At 55.9% G+C, this 17,256-nt stretch carries 15 protein-coding genes and 1 pseudogene; 7 read left to right on the forward strand and 9 right to left on the reverse strand.

What is annotated here, in order from left to right:
* Positions 1-45 precede the first annotated feature (45 nt).
* From ACIOWE_RS16355 to ACIOWE_RS16380, 6 genes are all read left to right on the forward strand, one after another.
* Positions 46-699 (forward strand): ABC transporter ATP-binding protein, encoded by a 654-nt coding sequence (locus ACIOWE_RS16355; RefSeq protein WP_401393278.1) that lies wholly within the window; start codon positions 46-48, stop codon positions 697-699.
* A complete protein-coding gene (locus ACIOWE_RS16360; RefSeq protein ID WP_401393281.1) occupies positions 696-3,167 on the forward strand; it encodes an FtsX-like permease family protein in 2,472 nt (823 codons plus the stop codon). The genes ACIOWE_RS16355 and ACIOWE_RS16360 overlap by 4 nt, the downstream gene beginning before the upstream one ends.
* Positions 3,157-4,224, forward strand: coding sequence for a lipocalin-like domain-containing protein (locus ACIOWE_RS16365; protein ID WP_401393282.1), 1,068 nt, complete (start codon positions 3,157-3,159; stop codon positions 4,222-4,224). Before ACIOWE_RS16360 ends, ACIOWE_RS16365 begins: the two co-directional genes overlap by 11 nt.
* A gap of 77 nt (positions 4,225-4,301) precedes the next feature.
* Positions 4,302-4,544: a hypothetical protein gene (locus tag ACIOWE_RS16370; RefSeq protein WP_401393285.1), complete on the forward strand. Its 243-nt coding sequence runs from the start codon at positions 4,302-4,304 to the stop codon at positions 4,542-4,544.
* A gap of 10 nt (positions 4,545-4,554) precedes the next feature.
* The gene (locus tag ACIOWE_RS16375) at positions 4,555-4,752 is read left to right on the forward strand and encodes a hypothetical protein (protein ID WP_401393288.1); all 198 of its coding nucleotides are present in this window, start codon (positions 4,555-4,557) and stop codon (positions 4,750-4,752) included.
* An 86-nt stretch (positions 4,753-4,838) separates the two neighbouring features.
* Positions 4,839-5,423, forward strand: a complete 585-nt coding sequence (locus ACIOWE_RS16380) for a hypothetical protein (protein ID WP_401393291.1) — start codon at positions 4,839-4,841, stop codon at positions 5,421-5,423.
* 331 nt (positions 5,424-5,754) lie between these two features.
* Here the strand turns inward: ACIOWE_RS16380 and ACIOWE_RS16385 are convergent, their stop codons facing one another.
* Complete coding sequence (locus ACIOWE_RS16385) at positions 5,755-6,582, reverse strand: glycosyltransferase family 2 protein (protein WP_401393294.1); 828 nt, start codon at positions 6,580-6,582, stop codon at positions 5,755-5,757.
* A 230-nt stretch (positions 6,583-6,812) separates the two neighbouring features.
* Between ACIOWE_RS16385 and ACIOWE_RS16390 the strand changes: the two genes are divergently transcribed.
* Entirely contained in the window at positions 6,813-7,625 is an 813-nt protein-coding gene (locus ACIOWE_RS16390) for a VanW family protein (RefSeq protein ID WP_401393297.1), read from the forward strand.
* Positions 7,626-7,666: 41 nt separating this feature from the next.
* On the opposite strand, the gene ACIOWE_RS16395 is transcribed toward ACIOWE_RS16390, so the two are convergent.
* The 8 genes and pseudogenes from ACIOWE_RS16395 to ACIOWE_RS16430 all read right to left on the reverse strand — a co-directional run.
* A complete protein-coding gene (locus ACIOWE_RS16395) occupies positions 7,667-8,164 on the reverse strand; it encodes a hypothetical protein (RefSeq protein WP_401393299.1) in 498 nt (165 codons plus the stop codon).
* Between the two features lie 134 nt (positions 8,165-8,298).
* Positions 8,299-8,562: a hypothetical protein gene (locus tag ACIOWE_RS16400; RefSeq protein WP_401393302.1), complete on the reverse strand. Its 264-nt coding sequence runs from the start codon at positions 8,560-8,562 to the stop codon at positions 8,299-8,301.
* Between the two features lie 548 nt (positions 8,563-9,110).
* Complete coding sequence (locus ACIOWE_RS16405) at positions 9,111-9,872, reverse strand: hypothetical protein (protein ID WP_401393305.1); 762 nt, start codon at positions 9,870-9,872, stop codon at positions 9,111-9,113.
* 16 nt (positions 9,873-9,888) lie between these two features.
* On the reverse strand, positions 9,889-10,641 hold the full coding sequence (locus ACIOWE_RS16410; RefSeq protein ID WP_401393308.1) for a hypothetical protein: 753 nt from the start codon (positions 10,639-10,641) through the stop codon (positions 9,889-9,891).
* A complete protein-coding gene (locus tag ACIOWE_RS16415) occupies positions 10,638-14,117 on the reverse strand; it encodes a T6SS effector BTH_I2691 family protein (RefSeq protein WP_401393311.1) in 3,480 nt (1,159 codons plus the stop codon). Before ACIOWE_RS16415 ends, ACIOWE_RS16410 begins: the two co-directional genes overlap by 4 nt.
* A complete protein-coding gene (locus tag ACIOWE_RS16420) occupies positions 14,117-14,992 on the reverse strand; it encodes a DUF4123 domain-containing protein (protein ID WP_401393314.1) in 876 nt (291 codons plus the stop codon). Before ACIOWE_RS16420 ends, ACIOWE_RS16415 begins: the two co-directional genes overlap by 1 nt.
* Positions 14,989-17,040: a type VI secretion system tip protein TssI/VgrG gene (tssI, locus tag ACIOWE_RS16425; protein WP_401393317.1), complete on the reverse strand. Its 2,052-nt coding sequence runs from the start codon at positions 17,038-17,040 to the stop codon at positions 14,989-14,991. The genes ACIOWE_RS16420 and tssI overlap by 4 nt, the downstream gene beginning before the upstream one ends.
* Positions 17,041-17,172: 132 nt before the next feature.
* Positions 17,173-17,256: pseudogene (locus ACIOWE_RS16430) on the reverse strand (type VI secretion system tube protein Hcp); the annotation flags it as partial.

The raw sequence follows: 17,256 nt of genomic DNA on the forward strand, positions 1-17,256 counted from the left end.
CGGCATCCGCTATCCTTGTCCCACACTGACCGATCAGGTGGCGGCATGCTCCAGGTTGAAAACGTCTGCAAAAGTTATCTCACTCCGCAAGGCCCCTTGCCCGTGTTGCAAGGCGTCGACCTGACACTCGAACCCGGCAGCAGCCTGGCGCTGATGGGCGAATCCGGCAGTGGCAAAAGCACCTTGCTGCACCTGATCGCCGGCCTCGACAAGGTCGACAGCGGCAGCATTCGCAGCGGCGAGCATCGGCTCGAAAGCATGAACGAGGCGCAACTGGCGAACTGGCGCCGCACGGAAATCGGTCTGGTGTTCCAGCAGTTCAATCTGATTGGCAGTTTGCGCGTCGAGGATAATCTGGCGTTTCAGGCGCGTTTGGCCGGGCGTCATGAACCGCGCTGGCAGGCGCATCTGGTACAGCGTCTGGGCCTGGCTGATCTGCTCAAGCGCTACCCCGAGCAATTGTCGGGCGGTCAGCAGCAACGCGTCGCGCTGGGTCGGGCGCTGGCCTCGCAACCGAAACTGCTGTTGGCCGACGAACCCACCGGCAGCCTTGATGAAGCGACCAGTGATGAAGTGCTGCGCTTGTTGCTCGAACTGCTCGACGATACGCCGACAACCTTGCTGATGGTCACCCACAGTCCGCGAGTGGCCGCGCGACTGGCACAGCGGGTGGTGCTCTCCAACGGGCGGCTGACGTGATTGTCTTCAGGCAAACCCTGCGTGCGCTACTCAGCCATTGGCGGCGGCATCCGGTGCAGTTTTTCAGCGTGTTGACCGGGTTGTGGCTGGCCACCAGCCTGTTGACCGGGGTCGAAGCGTTGAACAGTCAGGCCCGTGACAGCTACGCCCGGGCCAGCCAGATGATTGGCGGCGAACCGCAGGCCAGCCTCAGTACGCCGAACGGTGCGACGTTCCCGCAGCAATGGTTCATCGATCTGCGTCGCCAGGGCTGGCCGGTGTCGCCCCTGTTGCAGGGCCGTTTGATACTCAAGGATCACGACAATCAGCGCCTGCAACTGATGGGCATCGAACCGGTGTCGTTGCCGGCCGATTCGGCGGTGGCGGGGCAGGCGATGCCGATCGAGCGGGTGGTCGAATTTTTCACGCCACCGGGCAGTACGTGGATTTCCCCGGAAACCCTGCAGGCCCTAAACCTGCACGAAGGCGCCACCCCGCAAACGTTGAATGGCCAGAAACTGCCGCCGCTGCTGGCGCAAAAGGACATGGCACCGGGCGTGTTGCTGGTCGACATCGGCGTCGCACAAACCCTGCTCGAACAACCCGGACAACTGTCACGCCTGTTGCTGCCCAAGGATTTTCACGGTGAGTTGCCGGCCACGTTCAAAGGCCAGTTGCAGCTCAGAAGCAGTGGCGAGGAAAACAATCTGGCGCGCCTGACCGAGAGCTTTCATCTCAACCTGGATGCCTTGGGGTTTCTCTCGTTCGTGGTCGGTTTGTTCATTGTCCATGCGGCCATCGGCCTCGCCCTCGAACAACGACGCGGGCTGCTGCGCACACTGCGTGCCTGTGGTGTCAGTGCGCGCATGTTGAACGGCTGTCTTGTTGTTGAGCTGGGCGTGTTGGCGCTGATCGGTGGCGTCTTTGGTGTGATCAGCGGGTACTGGCTGGCCAGTGTGCTGCTGCCGGATGTCGCCGCCAGCCTGCGCGGTCTGTACGGCGCGGAAGTGGCGGGGCAGTTGCGGCTGAGTCCTTGGTGGTGGTTCAGCGGGATCGGCTTGAGCCTGCTCGGCGCCTTGCTCGCCGGAGCCAACAGTTTGCTGCGGGCGGCGCGTCTGCCGTTGCTGGCGGTGGCGGATCCACAAGCCTGGCATCAGCAATATGCGCGCTGGTTGCGGCGTCAGGGCTGGCTGGCCGCTGGGTTGGGCGTTACTGCGCTGGCGGCGTTGATCTGGGGCGACAGCCTGGCCAGCGGATTTGTGCTGATGGCCGGGCTGCTGCTCGGCGCCGCGCTGGCCTTGCCGGTGCTGCTCAGCGGCGTACTCAATCAAATGCTCGGGCGCAGTCGCTCGGTGCTCGGCCAGTGGTTTCTCGCCGACTGCCGTCAGCAATTACCGGCATTGAGTCTGGCGCTGATGGCATTGCTGTTGGCGCTCGCTGCGAATATCGGCGCTGGCAGCATGACCGCCGGTTTTCGCCAGACCTTCAACGACTGGCTCGAACAACGCCTCAGCGCCGAGCTCTACATCAACCCGAGCAACCCGGCGCAGGCCCGCGAGATGTACAGCTGGCTCAAACAGCAGCCGCAGGCGACAGCGGTGCTGCCCAACTGGCAGGTAGCGGTGACGCTGCAAGGCTGGCCGGCGGAAGTCTTCGGGATCATCGACCACGCGCATTATCGTCAGCACTGGCCTTTGCTTGAAGTCAGTGGCGGTGATCCGTGGGCGCATCTGGCAACCGACGATGCGGTGATGCTCAGCGAGCAACTCGCGCGACGACTCAAGGTGCACGCGGGCGATCGACTGACGATTCCGGCACCGAACGGTCCATGGATGCCACGCATCGTCGGTATCTACGCCGACTACGGCAATCCCAAAGGCCATTTGCTGGTCAACATCAATCACCTGCTGCGCGGTTGGCCACAGTTGACGCCGAATCGTTTCAATCTGCGCATCGACCCGCAAAACATCCCGGCGTTTTTATCTGCATTACAGGCACGCTTTGCCCTCGATGACAGCCGCATCGTCGATCAGGCGCGACTCAAGGGCTGGTCGGTTCAAGTGTTCGAGCGCACCTTCGCGGCCACCGCCGCGCTGAACAGCCTGACCCTCGCCGTGGCAGGCGTGGCGCTGTTTATCAGCCTGTTGACGCAAAGTCAGAGCCGTCTCGGCCAGCTCGCGCCGCTGTGGGCGCTGGGCGTGACCCGACGCCAACTGATGCTGCTCAATCTCGGTCAGACCTGGTTGCTGGCGGTGCTGACGCTGGTGTTGGCGTTGCCGTTGGGGATCGCGCTGGCGTGGTGCCTGGATGCGGTGATCAACGTGCAGGCGTTTGGCTGGCGCCTGCCGCTGCGGGTGTTTCCTTGGCAATTGCTGCAACTGTTGGGGCTGGCATTGCTCGCGACATTGCTGGCGTCGGCGTGGCCGTTGTATTCGCTGTACCGCACGCAACCGGCGGACCTGCTGAGGACGTTTGCCCATGAGGATTAACGCGGTTGCACTGATGATCATGCTGCTACTCGATGGCTGCGATCAAACGGCGCCCGAGCAAAAGGGCTTTGCCGGGATGGGCGATCAGGCGTCAGCGTTTACCCCGGTAGTGCCGGGGCGGGTGTTCAGCTTTCCGGCGGACCACAGCGCCCACGAGGGTTTTCGCATTGAGTGGTGGTACGTCACCGCCAATCTCAAGGATCAGCAGGGCAAGGAATTCGGCGTGCAATGGACGTTATTCCGCAGTGCCCTCAAACCCGTCGCGGAACAGGCCGGGTGGGGTAATCAGACGATTTGGCTGGGGCATGCGGCGGTGACTTCGGCGACTGAGCACCATGCCGCCGAGCGTTACGCCCGGGGCGGTGTCGGTCAGGCTGGTGTGCGCCTGACTCCGTTCGAGGCGTGGATCGATGATTGGCAGTTTGTCAGTCACTCCCAGGATCCGTTGAGCGATATGCAACTCAGCGCCAAGGACAAATCCTTCAGCTATCAACTGCACCTCACCGCCAGTCGTCCGCTGGTGCTGCAAGGTGACCAGGGTTTCAGCCAGAAATCCGAACAAGGGCAGGCGTCGTACTACTACAGCCAACCGTTTTTTCAGGCCAGCGGCACGCTGCAGATTGACGGCCAGGCTTACACCGTCAGCGGCCCGGCCTGGCTCGACCGCGAATGGAGCAGCCAACCGCTGACCGCCAACCAGACCGGCTGGGACTGGTTTTCCCTGCACCTGGACAGCGGCGCACACGTCATGCTGTACCGCATGCGCCAGAAGGACGGTGCGCCGTATCTGACTGGTACCTGGATCGACGCTGACGGCCAGACGCAAACCCTGCACAGCGAGCAGATCAAACTCACGCCAGAAGACACCGCGACCGTCGCCGGTCGCGCAATGCCCGTGCATTGGTCGATCAGTATCCCGGACAAACACCTCGACATCCGCCTCTCGGCGCTCAACCCCAATGCGTGGATGAACCTGCGCATTCCCTACTGGGAAGGCCCGGTCAATATCAGTGGCAGCCACACCGGCAACGGCTACCTGGAAATGACCGGCTATTAAAGCCTCCTACACGGATCTGGGTTGAACTCCATTTGTTCGCTGAACCTCTACACAGAAATACCTGTCGAGGATTGGCCATGAGCGACGATCTGCAACCCCCTGACATGAACACCTGGCAGCGTCTGTTTGACGATGAAACCCTGTGGCAGCAGTCTCCCGACGCTCATTATTTCGACCTGCAACGCATCGCCGACGACTTGCTCGGTCAGGGCGCCATCGACCTTGAACAATGGCAGATTCTGCGCGCCAAAGCCGACGACGAGCACAAGGATTCTCCCGCCGCCAACGTCGCCCGCGAACTGGACGACCCTGAAGCATGAGGACCACACCATGAAACCCGTCTCGCAAAACGAACATCCTGACGAACCCCGGCCACCGGGGGAAACCGAACGCGACAACGATGCCCTGCGCCCCACCGATCCCAAGCAACGGCAGAAAAGCGGTAAAGGCACTGCAAGCGGCGAATCCACTGCACAAGAAACCGCTGCCGCAGAAACCGCAGCCGCAGAAACCAAAGCCAAGCCCTGAACAGCGTCTATGCTCAGTGGCACGCCCGCCGCCGGAGACGATTGCAGCGGCGGGTGCTGCCATTCATCACAGGGAAAGGATTGCTTATGAAGCTCCACGCACTGGCCAAGGCCATCACTCTTGCAACCGTACTGTCCGCCACCAGCTTCGGAGCGTTCGCCGCCGATATTCCGCTGTCCGCCACTGTTGAAGCGGATGTGGTCACCACCAAAGTGCTGGCGGTCGATGCAGCCAATCACCAGGTCGTACTCGAAGGCGCCGAAGGGCGTCAGGTCCACGTTCAACTGAGCGACAAGGCGAAAAACCTGGCCAATCTGAAGGTCGGCGATCAGGTCAAAATCGAAGTTCAGCGTTCCGTCGCTGCGTACCTTGATACCGATGTGGATAAAGGTCTGCCTGGCACTGTCGAGCGTAGCGGTGAACTGCGCAACGCTCCGGGCAGCGATAATCCCGGCGGCGAAGCTTACCGTCAGGTTCAGGTGGAATTGGAAATCACCAAAATTGACCTGAAGACCCATCAGGTAACTCTGAAAGACCCCGCAGGCCAGTCGAAAACCCTCGACGTGAAGAAGCCTGAAATTCAAGCCAAACTCAAAGATTTGAAAATCGGACAGAGCGTCGTAGTGACGTATACCGATGTATTAAAAGTGACCAGTCAACACGAAAGTTGAGTCTTGGCTCTACAGATTGACTGCTCTTGTACAGTTAATGTATGAGAGTAGTCATACTATCAGTTCGGTTTGCATTTTTTGAAAGTTTCACGAAAGCCTTCGTCGATAAATATCTATTAACGTTTTCGTACATAATTTTTACATTTAAGAAGGGCGACATATCCGCCAACTTCTATTAAAATCCCTCCCGTTCGCCCAGTGTCAGGGCTCTTTACCGGTGCATGGATTGCCAGGCCATTACACTGGGCGAACACCTCCAGTGGAGTGTATGTATACAATTTCAGATAAAAAAAGGGCGACTTTAAAGTCGCCATTTTTTTGTGCCTGCGAATTATATCGATCCTTGAATTCCCGGTTTTTCCTGCTGCCCCCGGAAACGTTTGATCGTCGCCTGGTACATTTTCGTCCGACGGTGATTTTCTCCGTAGGTACCTGCAGCAGCGACGGTTCCTGCCTGAATGTGGTCGAGGTAGCGGAAAATCTTGCGCGGCGACAAAAACTTGGTGCCGTAGCCCAGAGCCACCATCCGGTCCTGCAACGTATAGCCGGGCACCCGGTCATCCATGCAGAAGTGCAATCCTCGGGACTTCATCAAGCGCGCATTCCACAAGGTACAGAAACTTTTCAGGTGAGTTTCTTTATAAGGTCTCGGCGGTTTCGACTTCAAACCCAGACGGACTTTGATATGGCGAACATAATGCTTGCAAAAGCGCGAAGTTAAACGCCAGGTATCCCGCACCACACCGCGATTGAGTTGTTCGACACAACCGACTGCCGCCATATCTGCACTTTTCGTGCATTCGCGCATCATCATCGAAAACACTTCTTTGTCGTAGACAAAGGTATCGGTGTGCAGCAAAAACAGATAATCGGTTTCAACTTTTTCCAGTGCCAGATCCAGGGCTTTGCCATGGGCAATATGCCCGGCTTCTTTGCATGGCGAAGGGCGCTCGATCAAATTGATCCAGTCCAGCGAACGCAAGTAATCCAGACTTGCATCGGCCGAATCGTTGTCCACCACCCACACCGGAATGCGCTGTTCCTTGACGTGCTGGTGCAACAACTCCAGGCACATCCGCGTGATGTCCGGGGTTTTGTAATTGACCAGTACCAGACTGAAATTCGACGGCTGTTCGGCTGGTAAATCAAACGTTTTCATATCAGAAGGACTCATCCGCGGTTCACTGGCAACAGGGGTTTCATGGGCCGGGATGGTAGCGATGCAACCTTAGGCGAACCTTAATTTGCAGGTTCGGCAGTGGTAGGGAATGTGTCGAAGTAAGACTGAAAAATACTCGCAGTTATTGCTTGGCGTCGGGGCGTTACAGGCTAAAATGCGCGCCCCTTTCACGCCTCAAGGAAGAAACGGCGAGCGCCGTTGTGTCACGGATGAAACCACTTTCCCTCTACCACCCGGCCTTGTACTGGCTGCGCGTGCGGCAAAAAAGACTGTTCCGCCAAATCGCCTGGCACTGCTCGCGCAAACGCTACGCAAGGCCTGTCGCCGCAGCTGAACGTCTGCCATTCCGTTACCTCAAACACACCTCGAAACTGATCCGCAAACTCGGCGACTCCGACCTCGCCCTGCAACACAACAAAGTCATCAACTTGAAACTCGCAGTCGCGGCCATCGATGGCGTCACCATCGCCCCCGGTGAGTATTTCTCCTTCTGCCGCCTCGTCGGTCAACCGACGCGCAAACGCGGATACGTCGAAGGTATGGAACTGTCCTTCGGCGAAGCCCGAACCGGCGTGGGCGGCGGCATCTGCCAACTGAGTAACCTGATTCACTGGATGGCCATTCACTCGCCGCTGGTGGTGGTTGAACGCTCCAATCACAGCTTTGATCCGTTCCCCGATGAGGGCCGGGTATTACCGTTCGGCTCCGGCGCAGCGATTTTTTATAACTACATCGACCTGGTGCTGCACAACCCTACGGACCGGCACTTTCAGTTGAAGCTGAATGTTGGGGAGACGCAGCTCGAAGGCGAGTTGTTGTGCGATCAAGTGCGCGCGTATCGCTATCACGTATTCCAGGAGGCGCACCGCTTTGTACGCGAAGCAGGACGGGTATTCCGCGAGAACGAAATCTGGCGAGAAGTGCGAAACAAGGGGCAGGTGGGCGAGTTGGTGACGCGGGAGCGGCTTTATCGCAATCGCGTGGTGGTCAAGTATGAAGTGGCAGACGAGTTGATCGGGTAGGGCGCGCCTGAATGTTTTCTGGACATGCGCGCCAGAGGTGATCAGTTTCTGAAATACAGCTCGTCCAGTTGGCGTCTGCGGATCGACAGATACTCATCCCAAACTTTGGAGAAGTCCTCGTCCCGAGTCAGCGGGAAGGTCAGATAAATGTGCATGCCCACCACGCTGATGTATTGCCGTTCACGCTTGAACGCCGGCTGCTCGTAATGCGAGATGCTCTCGTCGTAGGCGTGATGGTAGTGATGGATGCTCGCTCGATGGGGCGCGATCATGCCCCGCGCAAAGTCGATCACCCAGCAATAATTAATCGCTGCACTCAAGTAGCCGTACAAACCGTCGCTCGAGAGCCGAATGCACGAACTGGCCTGAGTACCGTCCTCATCGTTGACCAGAATGATCTGGTCAGCGAAGTACTCAATAGTCCTGCCGTCCGGCCCTTGCAGAAACAAGCCCCAGCCTTCAGCCCCCATGCGGAACTCGCCCCGGTTTTCAAAAGTGGCGGTCCAGCCGTTGGCGAGGGTGATCGGATGTTTATTCATGGGGGTTTCCAAGTCTTCGGGTTAGAGCGTTTCGATCCGCGCTTTCATGGTGATCTAAAGCATGTTGGAAAGTGCCCGTCACTGGCGAGCGTCCTGCGGTGGCTGAGTGAATACCATGCTGCCTGCGAATGTACTTATGAAGCAACGCCGCGATCTGATCCGGGCTTCAGGATCAATCGTTGGTCTTCCTCTCGGTTGCGGCAGCGCTCGGCAAAATCTGACGCGGCGGATGGATCGTTCAGGAGCAACTCGTACGACTCGCTGCTGATTTCGTAGTACTCCTCGTAATCCACCAAACGGTTGCTCACCGGGATCGAAAGGTAGGGTGTACCGGTAGTGATTTCGATACCGAGGGTGAAGCGTTCGGTCCGGTTGATGAACGTATCATTGAATTTCAATCTTCACCTCGCAGGCGCTCGCTGGAGTCATGAGGGGTCAGGTGGTCGGGGTTTAAAGGCTCATGTCTGCTTCGATGCGTTCTTCGTAACTCGATAGTTTCTTCATGATGTTTTCGTCGGTCGAATACTTGTTCTCTAGCTGCATCAATTGCTTGTCCGTGCCCTTGCAAACTTGATTGATGGCACTGATCACCTGGCTGAGGCTGTCTGGGTCTGCCGGATCAGGTTCGGGGATTTCTCCTCTGAGAGTGTCGCAGTTGTCTCGGTTTTTGGTGAAGCTGGATACGTCGGGTGGGAGTGGATGGGTGGTATGGGTTGCTTGAGAAACAGCGAAGACGCTCGATTCGGGCTGGAAGGCTCCATTTTAGGCATAAGCCCTAACCCTCTTGGAAAGGTATCTACTTGCAAGTGCTGGTCTTCAGCCAAAGCATTGCAGATCACGCCACGGGCGTGGTGGTTTCTAGGCGGATTACGGGCTGCTTTTACCCATGCAAGTCCAAACCAGTAGCCAACCAGCGCTGTTTCCACCAATTGATCGTCGCGACGAATCAAACAGTACTCATCGGGACATTTACCTTGGCCCTGATAAAGGGTACATCCGGAGATAGCAAGGGTTTTATGAAATTGGCAACTCCTTCCTTCTGTTTTGGCATGCAAAAAATGTTAATGCTGTAACTTATAACTTTTCCAAGGCGTGGGTTGAAATGAGTGAACTTCAAGTCCACTACCTCTCGGTTCGTTGCAATGGCTAACTGGGTGAAGTCTTTCCATTCGTATATAAGGTGATGGTACTGGGTATGCATTTCACGGTAGCTCTTCGAGTTGGCCATTGAGAGATACATTAGTCCCATACCGCCAGGTCCAATTAGCGCTCCAATCAAAAAAGCGGGGTCAATCGTTGCGAGAACAATAAAGCTGACAACGGAGATCCCGGTAAACCATTTTAAGAAAGTTAACGTCCATTCTGGGAGGTCTTTCCATTCGCAACACTCAATTCCGGATAGGGTGAAGCGATACGAGAAGTTCATTTTCTGGTGGGTCATGGATACTAGTGCGATATTCACTGTTATGAAGAACAATAAAGTCAGAATTCCGCTGAAGATGGGGGTGTCGTCCATGGTTTTATAAATTAAGAGTGAGCCTATTGTGATTGCAGTTAGACACGACCAAAACAACACATTGGCTATCAATGTGTTGTAGTTTCTTGCGCGGATCGTCCAGTCTAATAATGCTGGTTCGTCCGTATGCTGCCATTGTAATTGTGATGGTGGCACAAGTTTTTTTCTGGGGTTAGCTATTATATAGCTCATAGAGATTGTACCTGTTCTAATTTAAGACATCGACTTTCTCCGTTGTGCAAGTAGCGTCGAGTGGTAAGTTGGATTTGATAATATCAGTCGCTTCTTCTCTTTGTGAGTCAAAGAAAACATAGAGGCTTCCTAATGCTAGGTACTTGGAATTTTTTTGTGGTACGCCATACTCAAGTTCTACCATGTTTCTGTTTGTTGATATTATTAGTTTTTTTAGTTCTTTCCATTGTAAGAAATGGTGATGATACTCGGTGTGCAAGTTTTGATAGTTTTTAGAGTTTGCCATCGATAGATACATCAATCCCATGCCTCCAGGGCCTAACATTGCTCCTATCAAAAAAACTGGATCAATCGTTGCCAGAAAAATGAAAATAATCGCAGTTACACCCGCGAACCACTTAACGAAAGTTAATGTCCATTTGGCGGGGGATTTCCACTCGCAATACTCAATTCCAGACTTGGTGATGCGATAAGCAAAACTTACCCGCTGGTGGGTCATGCGCGAAATTGTAAATAATATGAAAAAAAAGAAAAATACACACGATAAGGTTCGCCATGGCTGGCTCATTCCTTCATAGACAGAATACATAATGAAAGAGCCGCCGAGCGTGATTGCAGCCATAAAAGCAAGCATGCAATTAGCCACGAATGTGTTGTAGTTTCGTGCGCGAATGGTCCACTCCAAAAACTCTGGTTCTGCAAAGTACTTCCATTGGAGTTGCGGCGGTAAATCAGGTGCTTTGTTGAAATTGAATATTGTATAAATCATTTTACTATTCCGTTAGGCACAGCTAGTTTCAAAAACGTAGTGCTTTTTTTATTTAACACAATGTCTTCCTTTAGTTCGCCGCTGAAGGCGTTGTTGGCTCGGTCGGCTTCACTTGGAGTCCTTTCGAGCGCTAGTCGAAACATATAGCCGCGTTTATCTTTGCGTTGAAGCACTCCTGGTGGGTATTTGACCTCTACCTCAAGAACGGGGCTTTCTGTCGACGAGTTGATCCACACTTGCCACAGTCGATGGGGGGCAGTGTCGGAGTATTTGAAGTCAGCCGGGTTGGATCCGATGCTTGGACCATCGGGTAATTTACCGAGTTGTTTTGGGTCGACCCAACTTCCGTTGAGAAATTGTTCGTAAAAGCGTTCTTTCGTGAACTGGAGTTCGTTCGGCGAAAGATAGTTGATTTCGACCATAGCCGGTTGCAGGGCCACGTCTTGTCTCTGCAATGTAGAAGGCAATTGAATCTGGACCCAGAAGCCCAGCCATTTTCGAGGTGTGCTGCCGCCACCGTAATACAACGCTCTACCCAAAACGCTGGGGCGCTGTAAGGTTTCTAGTAGTGCCTGCGTCTGTTTTTGATAGCCCTCGTCGCCTAACCACTCGGGTTCCGCGCCGAGACCCCAATTACAACGGTATAGCCATAGGCGCAATCCATCGCGCTTGTAGCGATTAGCGGCCATTGTGATCATCAAATAAGCGATTCCGAGAATTGCCAAAATGATTGTTACAGGACCGGACATTACCCACGCAAAGCTGAACAAAGGGCCGAGCGCCATACCAGCCAATTGGCCCGTTGCAACTAACGACATTCCGAAAGTCACACCAAACTTCGCCCACAGTAGCGCTTCTTCTTCGCCACTGGTGGCACCGTTGACGTCTTTGGAAATCTGCCAAGCCTCAAGCCCCGTCGCAATGACTCCAAAAACAGCCCATGTCATGGTACGAAATATCAGACCTTTTGAAGCCGCTGCGAACTCGCTTGCCATCGCTGCTTTGGCACTATCTCCGACAGCCGTGGCTTTTTTAGCTGCTGATAGCCAATTTTTATAGGAAGCTTGAGCCACACTCCGAGTTTTTTGGCCTAGTTCAGCCGTCATTCCTCCCGCACGGCTCCAGGCTGGCCCAACCCATAAGGCAGCAATTGCATTGGCCGCGTAGGCTGCGCTTGACCCCACTAAGCGCGCTTCATCAGCAGAAAATTGACCATCGTTTTGCGCCTGCTTAGCGGTGTTGAAAACGTTCCACACATTCAAACCAACCAGCAACGCAGGCAAAGCATTGCCCAGGTTTTGCCCCATCCAGCTTTTGGTACGCACCAAATACTCATGTGTTCCCGCAATTTTGAGCTGCGCCACTACCTCTGACTGCCCTAAGTCGCGCAACCAAACATTTATTTTTGGTAGACCTGCGCTCAGTCGAGTACTGCCGGATGCTTTCGCTACGATTTGGTTGGGGCGCGTCAAGAAGAGGGCTTTCAGTTCTTCTTCAAAAACTTGCAGGGAAATCCGCGCCGAACGCTGATCGTAAGCAGCACCCGGGCGGCCCAATACACCTTTGGCACCCGTAATCTTGTTGTTCAGGGTTGTCAGCTTCATCTGCCAGGCTTGGTATTCACGCTGGTAGGTCGGATTGAAGGAAAGTTGAGTTGCGCTGGAAATTTCAGTGGAAATCAGCACTTGCGGCACAGCGAGTGTCAGTGCGATTTCTTGTTTCATCGCTGGTAACAGCAGGGTGCTCAATCCATGCCATGCATCTTTGGCCTGGTTGTTGGCGACTTTGATCAACGTAGTCAAGGATTGCTTGGCAGCGCTGCTCATTGCTTTGTAAAGCTTGCTGTTTTTGACGACATCGAGATCCAGCACCGCCTTGATTTCTGCAACTCGGGTGGCGATGTTCGTGGCGTCGCTGGATGAGGTCGGCGTTAAAGTCGCGGCGCTGCCGTCACTTTCGCGGCCTTGTTCGTCCAGATTACCGGTAGTAGTGAAGTTGTGCGTGACCTTCTTGATCAGGGTGGCGAGTTCCGGGTTGAAGTTGAACAGTGCCATGCCGAACAGCTTGCTTGGTTGCTTGGCTTGCTTGCACAACCATTCCTGGCCTTTTTCTCCATTGGCCAGCACGGTGTAGAGCGCGTGGGCGGTTTCGAGAAGTAGGCAGGCTTGCGCTTCATCGGCGGTGTCATGAAAGACCGCTTCAGCACTGGGGCTGAGCATGTCCAGCCACTTGAGCAGGTCCTGCTCGCTGCGTTTGCAGTGCTCTTGAAGCCGTTGTGCTTCGGTAGTGGTTTTGCTCAGGTACTTCTGTACCTCGTTAAAGCGCACGTCTTCGCGCCAATAGCGCTTGGCGTTCCATTCTTCAAGGGCGGATTGCCATTTTTTCTGATCGGGTAGGTGTCCCCATTTAGCTTTAAATTTGGCTTGGGCCTTTGCAGTCGAAGGGGCTGAGCCCATCTCCACCATCGCGGCTTGATCGCCAGTCACAATGTCCTTACCGCGCTCCATTTCATCATTAGTGCCCAGAAGGCTGTAAAGATCATCGGCGTAGTCTTGGCGCTTGATCGGATCTTTGATCGAGTCCGGCGTAAATGCGTTGGTGTCGAAGCCACACAGGTTTTGCACAGCTATCGCGCTTTGCAGTTTGTATTGATTCAGCTTTTCAAACTGCCCCTGTTCCATGAGCCTGCCAGCAAGGTTCATGGTCAAGTCATCAACCATTCCCAGCGGGTCATCCAGTGCAATAAACAGGGCAGTGTCCTGTTCAGGCACTTTGCCGCGTACCAATGCCTCTTCGAATGCGGGCTTGAATTCGCCACCTTTCTCAGGCGCTTGAGTGGGCAGCAGGGTGCTTAAGAAAGTGGGGGCGCTTTCGCCCGCAGCGAGGATGTCCGCGACACTTTTACCAAGCTCTGTGATCGGGCCGCCATGGCCTGCTTTGCCACTGCTGCAAAAGCTGTCCAGGTTGACCTTACGCATCCATTGAGTCTGCTGAGTCGCACTGCTGCGCATCAGTTCGCACATACGCCAGGTCCATTGGACGGGCGAGTAAGCGATCCGCAGCTGATTGCGACGGGGATAGAGCAGGTATGGGTGCGTTTCGCCGGGGTTGTTGCGCACATCCTTATTCAGTTGACCATCAGCCCATTTGTGGCGCGTGAACTGGTGACCTTTGACTTCGTATTCATGGAAAGTCTTGGCGACGCTGTCCCACACATATAGCCAGCCATCGCGCAGTTGGCGAAGGGTGTAACTGCGGGTTTTCAGTTCAGTCGGCTTGCCTGTCCAGTCCTTGGGAAGAGGGTTAGGACCCTGATTTGTGCCTTTTTTCGGTGATTCGTCCACCGCATAACGCACAGGAAATATGGCGACTTCACCGGCCATCAATGAGCACTGCCCCGAGCCCATTTGTGCATTGGTAAATGCCTGGTTTCGGTTGGCCTGTTTGAGTTGAGCTTCGGTCGCGGGCTGAGTCATCACACTTCCTTGTTTATTTCGATGTCCAGGCAATCGTTATCCATCTGCTGGATACGTATTTCCGGTGCGAGTCTGGGGGCCTCGGGGGTACGGGCCAACCAATCCTGATAAGGCCCTTTAGGGCTTTCGCTGAATCCTGCGCCCCACCGCAGGCTGTATTCGACCCAGATAGCGAGACTACGTTCGCTCGATAGTCCCCAGGCTTGAGCTTCGTCCAACCGTTGAGAAAACCACTCGGTACGAATGCTTTTATCCAGAGTTGATAGATGTCGAGGATGATACTGCTCAAAATTATCGTGCAGTCGCTCGATGAACTGCCAGCGTGCGGCCTGAGCGAGGGCGTCCAATTGTGGCTGACCCAATAGGGCGTAGTTATCCTTCCACGATGTCGGAGATTTACGCTGAAAGCTTACCCATTGAGCGGAGGAGGTCGTCTCCCAGGAATGCAGTTCTTCGGGCATTGACCACGATTCAATCGGGCCAAGTATCGCATCCAGGTGTTCGCCCTGATAACTGCCGAGCCAATGCCGTGTGACCAGCGGGTCGGCGAAGCGCAGCATGCCATTGCCCCCCAGTACATCGGATGGAGCGATGAACTGTCTCAAATGATCAGCGACGATACTAATGGGCGCGCGGCTGAAGATCAGACTTGCGTCTATCTGCTGGTCAGCATTTTGGTACGTCCGGGTCAGTAGGCTTGTTGAGCCCGAGGGCTTGACCAAAATTGGCCCCAAATCCTTCAACTCAGCCCACCGCGTCCCCAAGTACAAAGGCTCGATCTCCAGCGGTTCGCCGAGCTGGTACAGACTTGGGATAGCATCAGGACGCAGGACACCGTCGATCAGCAAAAAATTGGCGTTCGACGGGTAACTCATTTGGCAGCGTCCTTCGCAGCTTGCGCGGCAGCTTTCTCGCAAATTTCACAGCGCGGCGTACGACGCATCAGCGCCTGCCGCTGCGCCGGCACCAGCAACTGCCCGGCCTTATCCGCATCCGCCTGCTTCAACGGCCCCGGCAACAACGGCGCCGCTCCCGTGCCGCTGCCCGGGCCGCCGCCGGAGTTGATGTTGATCACCGGCCCGCTCATGGTTACGCCGCCGGCATCGATCTTGATGAAGCTGCCACCGCCGATCAGCGTGAGTTCGGCGCCGGCCTCCAGCACCACTTTCATGCCGCTGCTCAGGTGAATTTCCTGCCCGGCATCAATGAACTGCCCGGTGCCAATCTTGACGTGCTGATTCACCCCCACCGTCAAGTGATCATTGGCCTGCGCTTCAACCTTGCGGTGCTCAAAAACCGTGTGGTGTTCTTCGGCCTTGAATTCCGTGTAGCTGTTCTTTTCGACCGTATCGTGACGCTCGTTGCCGACCCGGATCTTCTGGTCGTGCTCGATGTTTTCATCCCAATCACGCTGGGCATGCAGGTAGATCTGTTCCTGACCTTTCTTGTCTTCGATGCGCAGCTCGTTGTAACCGCCACCGCCCATCGAGCTCAGGGTTTTGAAGGTACTGCGGGTCTTGTTCGCCGGCAGCGCATAGGGGACGGTGTTTTCCTTGTGGTACAGGCAGCCGCTGATCAGTGGTTGATCGGGGTCGCCTTCGAGGAAGGTCACCAGCACTTCCATGCCGATGCGCGGGATGGCGATGCCGCCGTATTGGGCGCCGGCCCAGGCGCTGGAGACGCGGAGCCAGCAGCTGGTTTTGTCGTCGGCCTGGCCTTCGCGGTCCCAGTGGAACTGGACTTTGACGCGGCCGTACTGGTCGCAGTGGATCTCTTCACCTTTGGGGCCGGTGACCACGGCGCTCTGGCTGCCGAGGATGCGCGGTTTCGGGTGGCGCAGGGGCGGGCGGTTGGGTACGTCCCACGGGGTCGCCTGGAAGCGGTTGCGGTAGCCTTGGTGGAAATCGTCTTTCAGCGCGGTGGTGTCGCTGGTCACCGATTCTTCGAGGACTTGCGGCTGTTTGCCTTCGTGCAGCACTTCGGTGAGCAGCCAGAGGTCGTTCCATTTGGCTTTCGGGTGTTGGGCCAGCGCGAGGAAGTGGCCGCTGACCAGTAACGGTTGATCGCTTTTGCCTTCGGCCAATTGAAAGTCGCTGCGGTGGCGTTCGAGGGCGCGTTTGGCCAGGTGTTTGCCGCGCTCGCGGTCGACGAATCGGCCCGGGTAGTCGTAGTCCTCGAGGTCGGGCAGGGCGTCGCCACGGTTTTCGCTTTCGAGGGTGATCCGTGGTTTTTCGAAGTCGTAGTCGCGGCGGGTGGTGCGGCTGGTGCGGGTTTCCAGGCGCAGGTCGAAGCGCTTGATCACCGGGTCGCTGGCGACCATGCCGGAGTCTTGCTGATAGGCCACGGGCTTGAGTTTCGGGAACACCGTCTGGTCATCGCCGAAGATCAGTTTGTGCGCCGTGGCGCTGTGCTGGAAGTGGTAGTGAATGCCTTCTTCCTCGCACAGACGCTGGATGAAATGCAGGTCCGACTCGTCGTACTGCACGCAATAAATGCGTTCGGGGTAGACCGAGCCCGTCTGGAAGGCGTAGGCGTTGCTCTGGATGCCGTGCTCTTCGAGGACCATGCCGATGATCTTCGGCACGCTGAGGTTCTGGAAGATGCGCTGGTTGATGCGGTGCGCGAGGTACGCCAGTTGCGGGCGCAGGGTCACTGAATAACGGGTCAGGCGTTTGCCCGAATCACCTTGCGCGGCGCGGTAGATCTGGCCGTGGATGCCGCTGCCGTCGGGCGACAGTTGCAGGAAGGCCGGTTTGTGCAGAAGGGTTTCGAGGTCAAGCGACGGCTGCTCACTGACCAGTTCCACCTCGAAGACGAAGGGCTGGCTGATGGCCTCGCGGCCTTGCAGGGTAAACACCTGAAAGTCGGCGGAGAGACCTTCGACGGTCAGGGCAAAGTGGGTTTCATTGGCCGGCGCGAACATCCGTTGTTCCTCGTGCTGTACAGCGGCGCTCGTCGACGGCCGCAAAAGCGGGTCAACGTACGCGAAATTCTGGAGGGGCGTAAACAACATCGACCAGCAGAGCTGGCCGATGTGTGAAGCGATCAGCCGTAATTAAACGACTGGAGCACGCCAGTCATCGGAACCCGAAGTACCGGATACTTCGTGGGTCCAGGTGATTTTGCGGTAGGTGAACTG

This window comes from Pseudomonas sp. NPDC087598 (assembly GCF_044743525.1).
Classification (GTDB): Bacteria; Pseudomonadota; Gammaproteobacteria; order Pseudomonadales; family Pseudomonadaceae; genus Aquipseudomonas.

Excerpts from the sequence above, each read along its gene's own strand:
- ACIOWE_RS16355 (WP_401393278.1), top strand. The coding sequence starts at position 46 with ATGCTCCAGGTTGAAAACGTCTGCAAAAGTTATCTCACTCCGCAAGGC.
- ACIOWE_RS16365 (WP_401393282.1), top strand. The coding sequence starts at position 3,157 with ATGAGGATTAACGCGGTTGCACTGATGATCATGCTGCTACTCGATGGC.
- ACIOWE_RS16370 (WP_401393285.1), top strand. The coding sequence starts at position 4,302 with ATGAGCGACGATCTGCAACCCCCTGACATGAACACCTGGCAGCGTCTG.
- ACIOWE_RS16375 (WP_401393288.1), top strand. The coding sequence starts at position 4,555 with ATGAAACCCGTCTCGCAAAACGAACATCCTGACGAACCCCGGCCACCG.
- ACIOWE_RS16380 (WP_401393291.1), top strand. The coding sequence starts at position 4,839 with ATGAAGCTCCACGCACTGGCCAAGGCCATCACTCTTGCAACCGTACTG.
- ACIOWE_RS16385 (WP_401393294.1), bottom strand. The coding sequence starts at position 6,582 with ATGAAAACGTTTGATTTACCAGCCGAACAGCCGTCGAATTTCAGTCTG.
- ACIOWE_RS16390 (WP_401393297.1), top strand. The coding sequence starts at position 6,813 with ATGAAACCACTTTCCCTCTACCACCCGGCCTTGTACTGGCTGCGCGTG.
- ACIOWE_RS16395 (WP_401393299.1), bottom strand. The coding sequence starts at position 8,164 with ATGAATAAACATCCGATCACCCTCGCCAACGGCTGGACCGCCACTTTT.
- ACIOWE_RS16405 (WP_401393305.1), bottom strand. The coding sequence starts at position 9,872 with ATGAGCTATATAATAGCTAACCCCAGAAAAAAACTTGTGCCACCATCA.
- ACIOWE_RS16410 (WP_401393308.1), bottom strand. The coding sequence starts at position 10,641 with ATGATTTATACAATATTCAATTTCAACAAAGCACCTGATTTACCGCCG.
- ACIOWE_RS16415 (WP_401393311.1), bottom strand. The coding sequence starts at position 14,117 with ATGACTCAGCCCGCGACCGAAGCTCAACTCAAACAGGCCAACCGAAAC.
- ACIOWE_RS16420 (WP_401393314.1), bottom strand. The coding sequence starts at position 14,992 with ATGAGTTACCCGTCGAACGCCAATTTTTTGCTGATCGACGGTGTCCTG.
- tssI (WP_401393317.1), bottom strand. The coding sequence starts at position 17,040 with ATGTTCGCGCCGGCCAATGAAACCCACTTTGCCCTGACCGTCGAAGGT.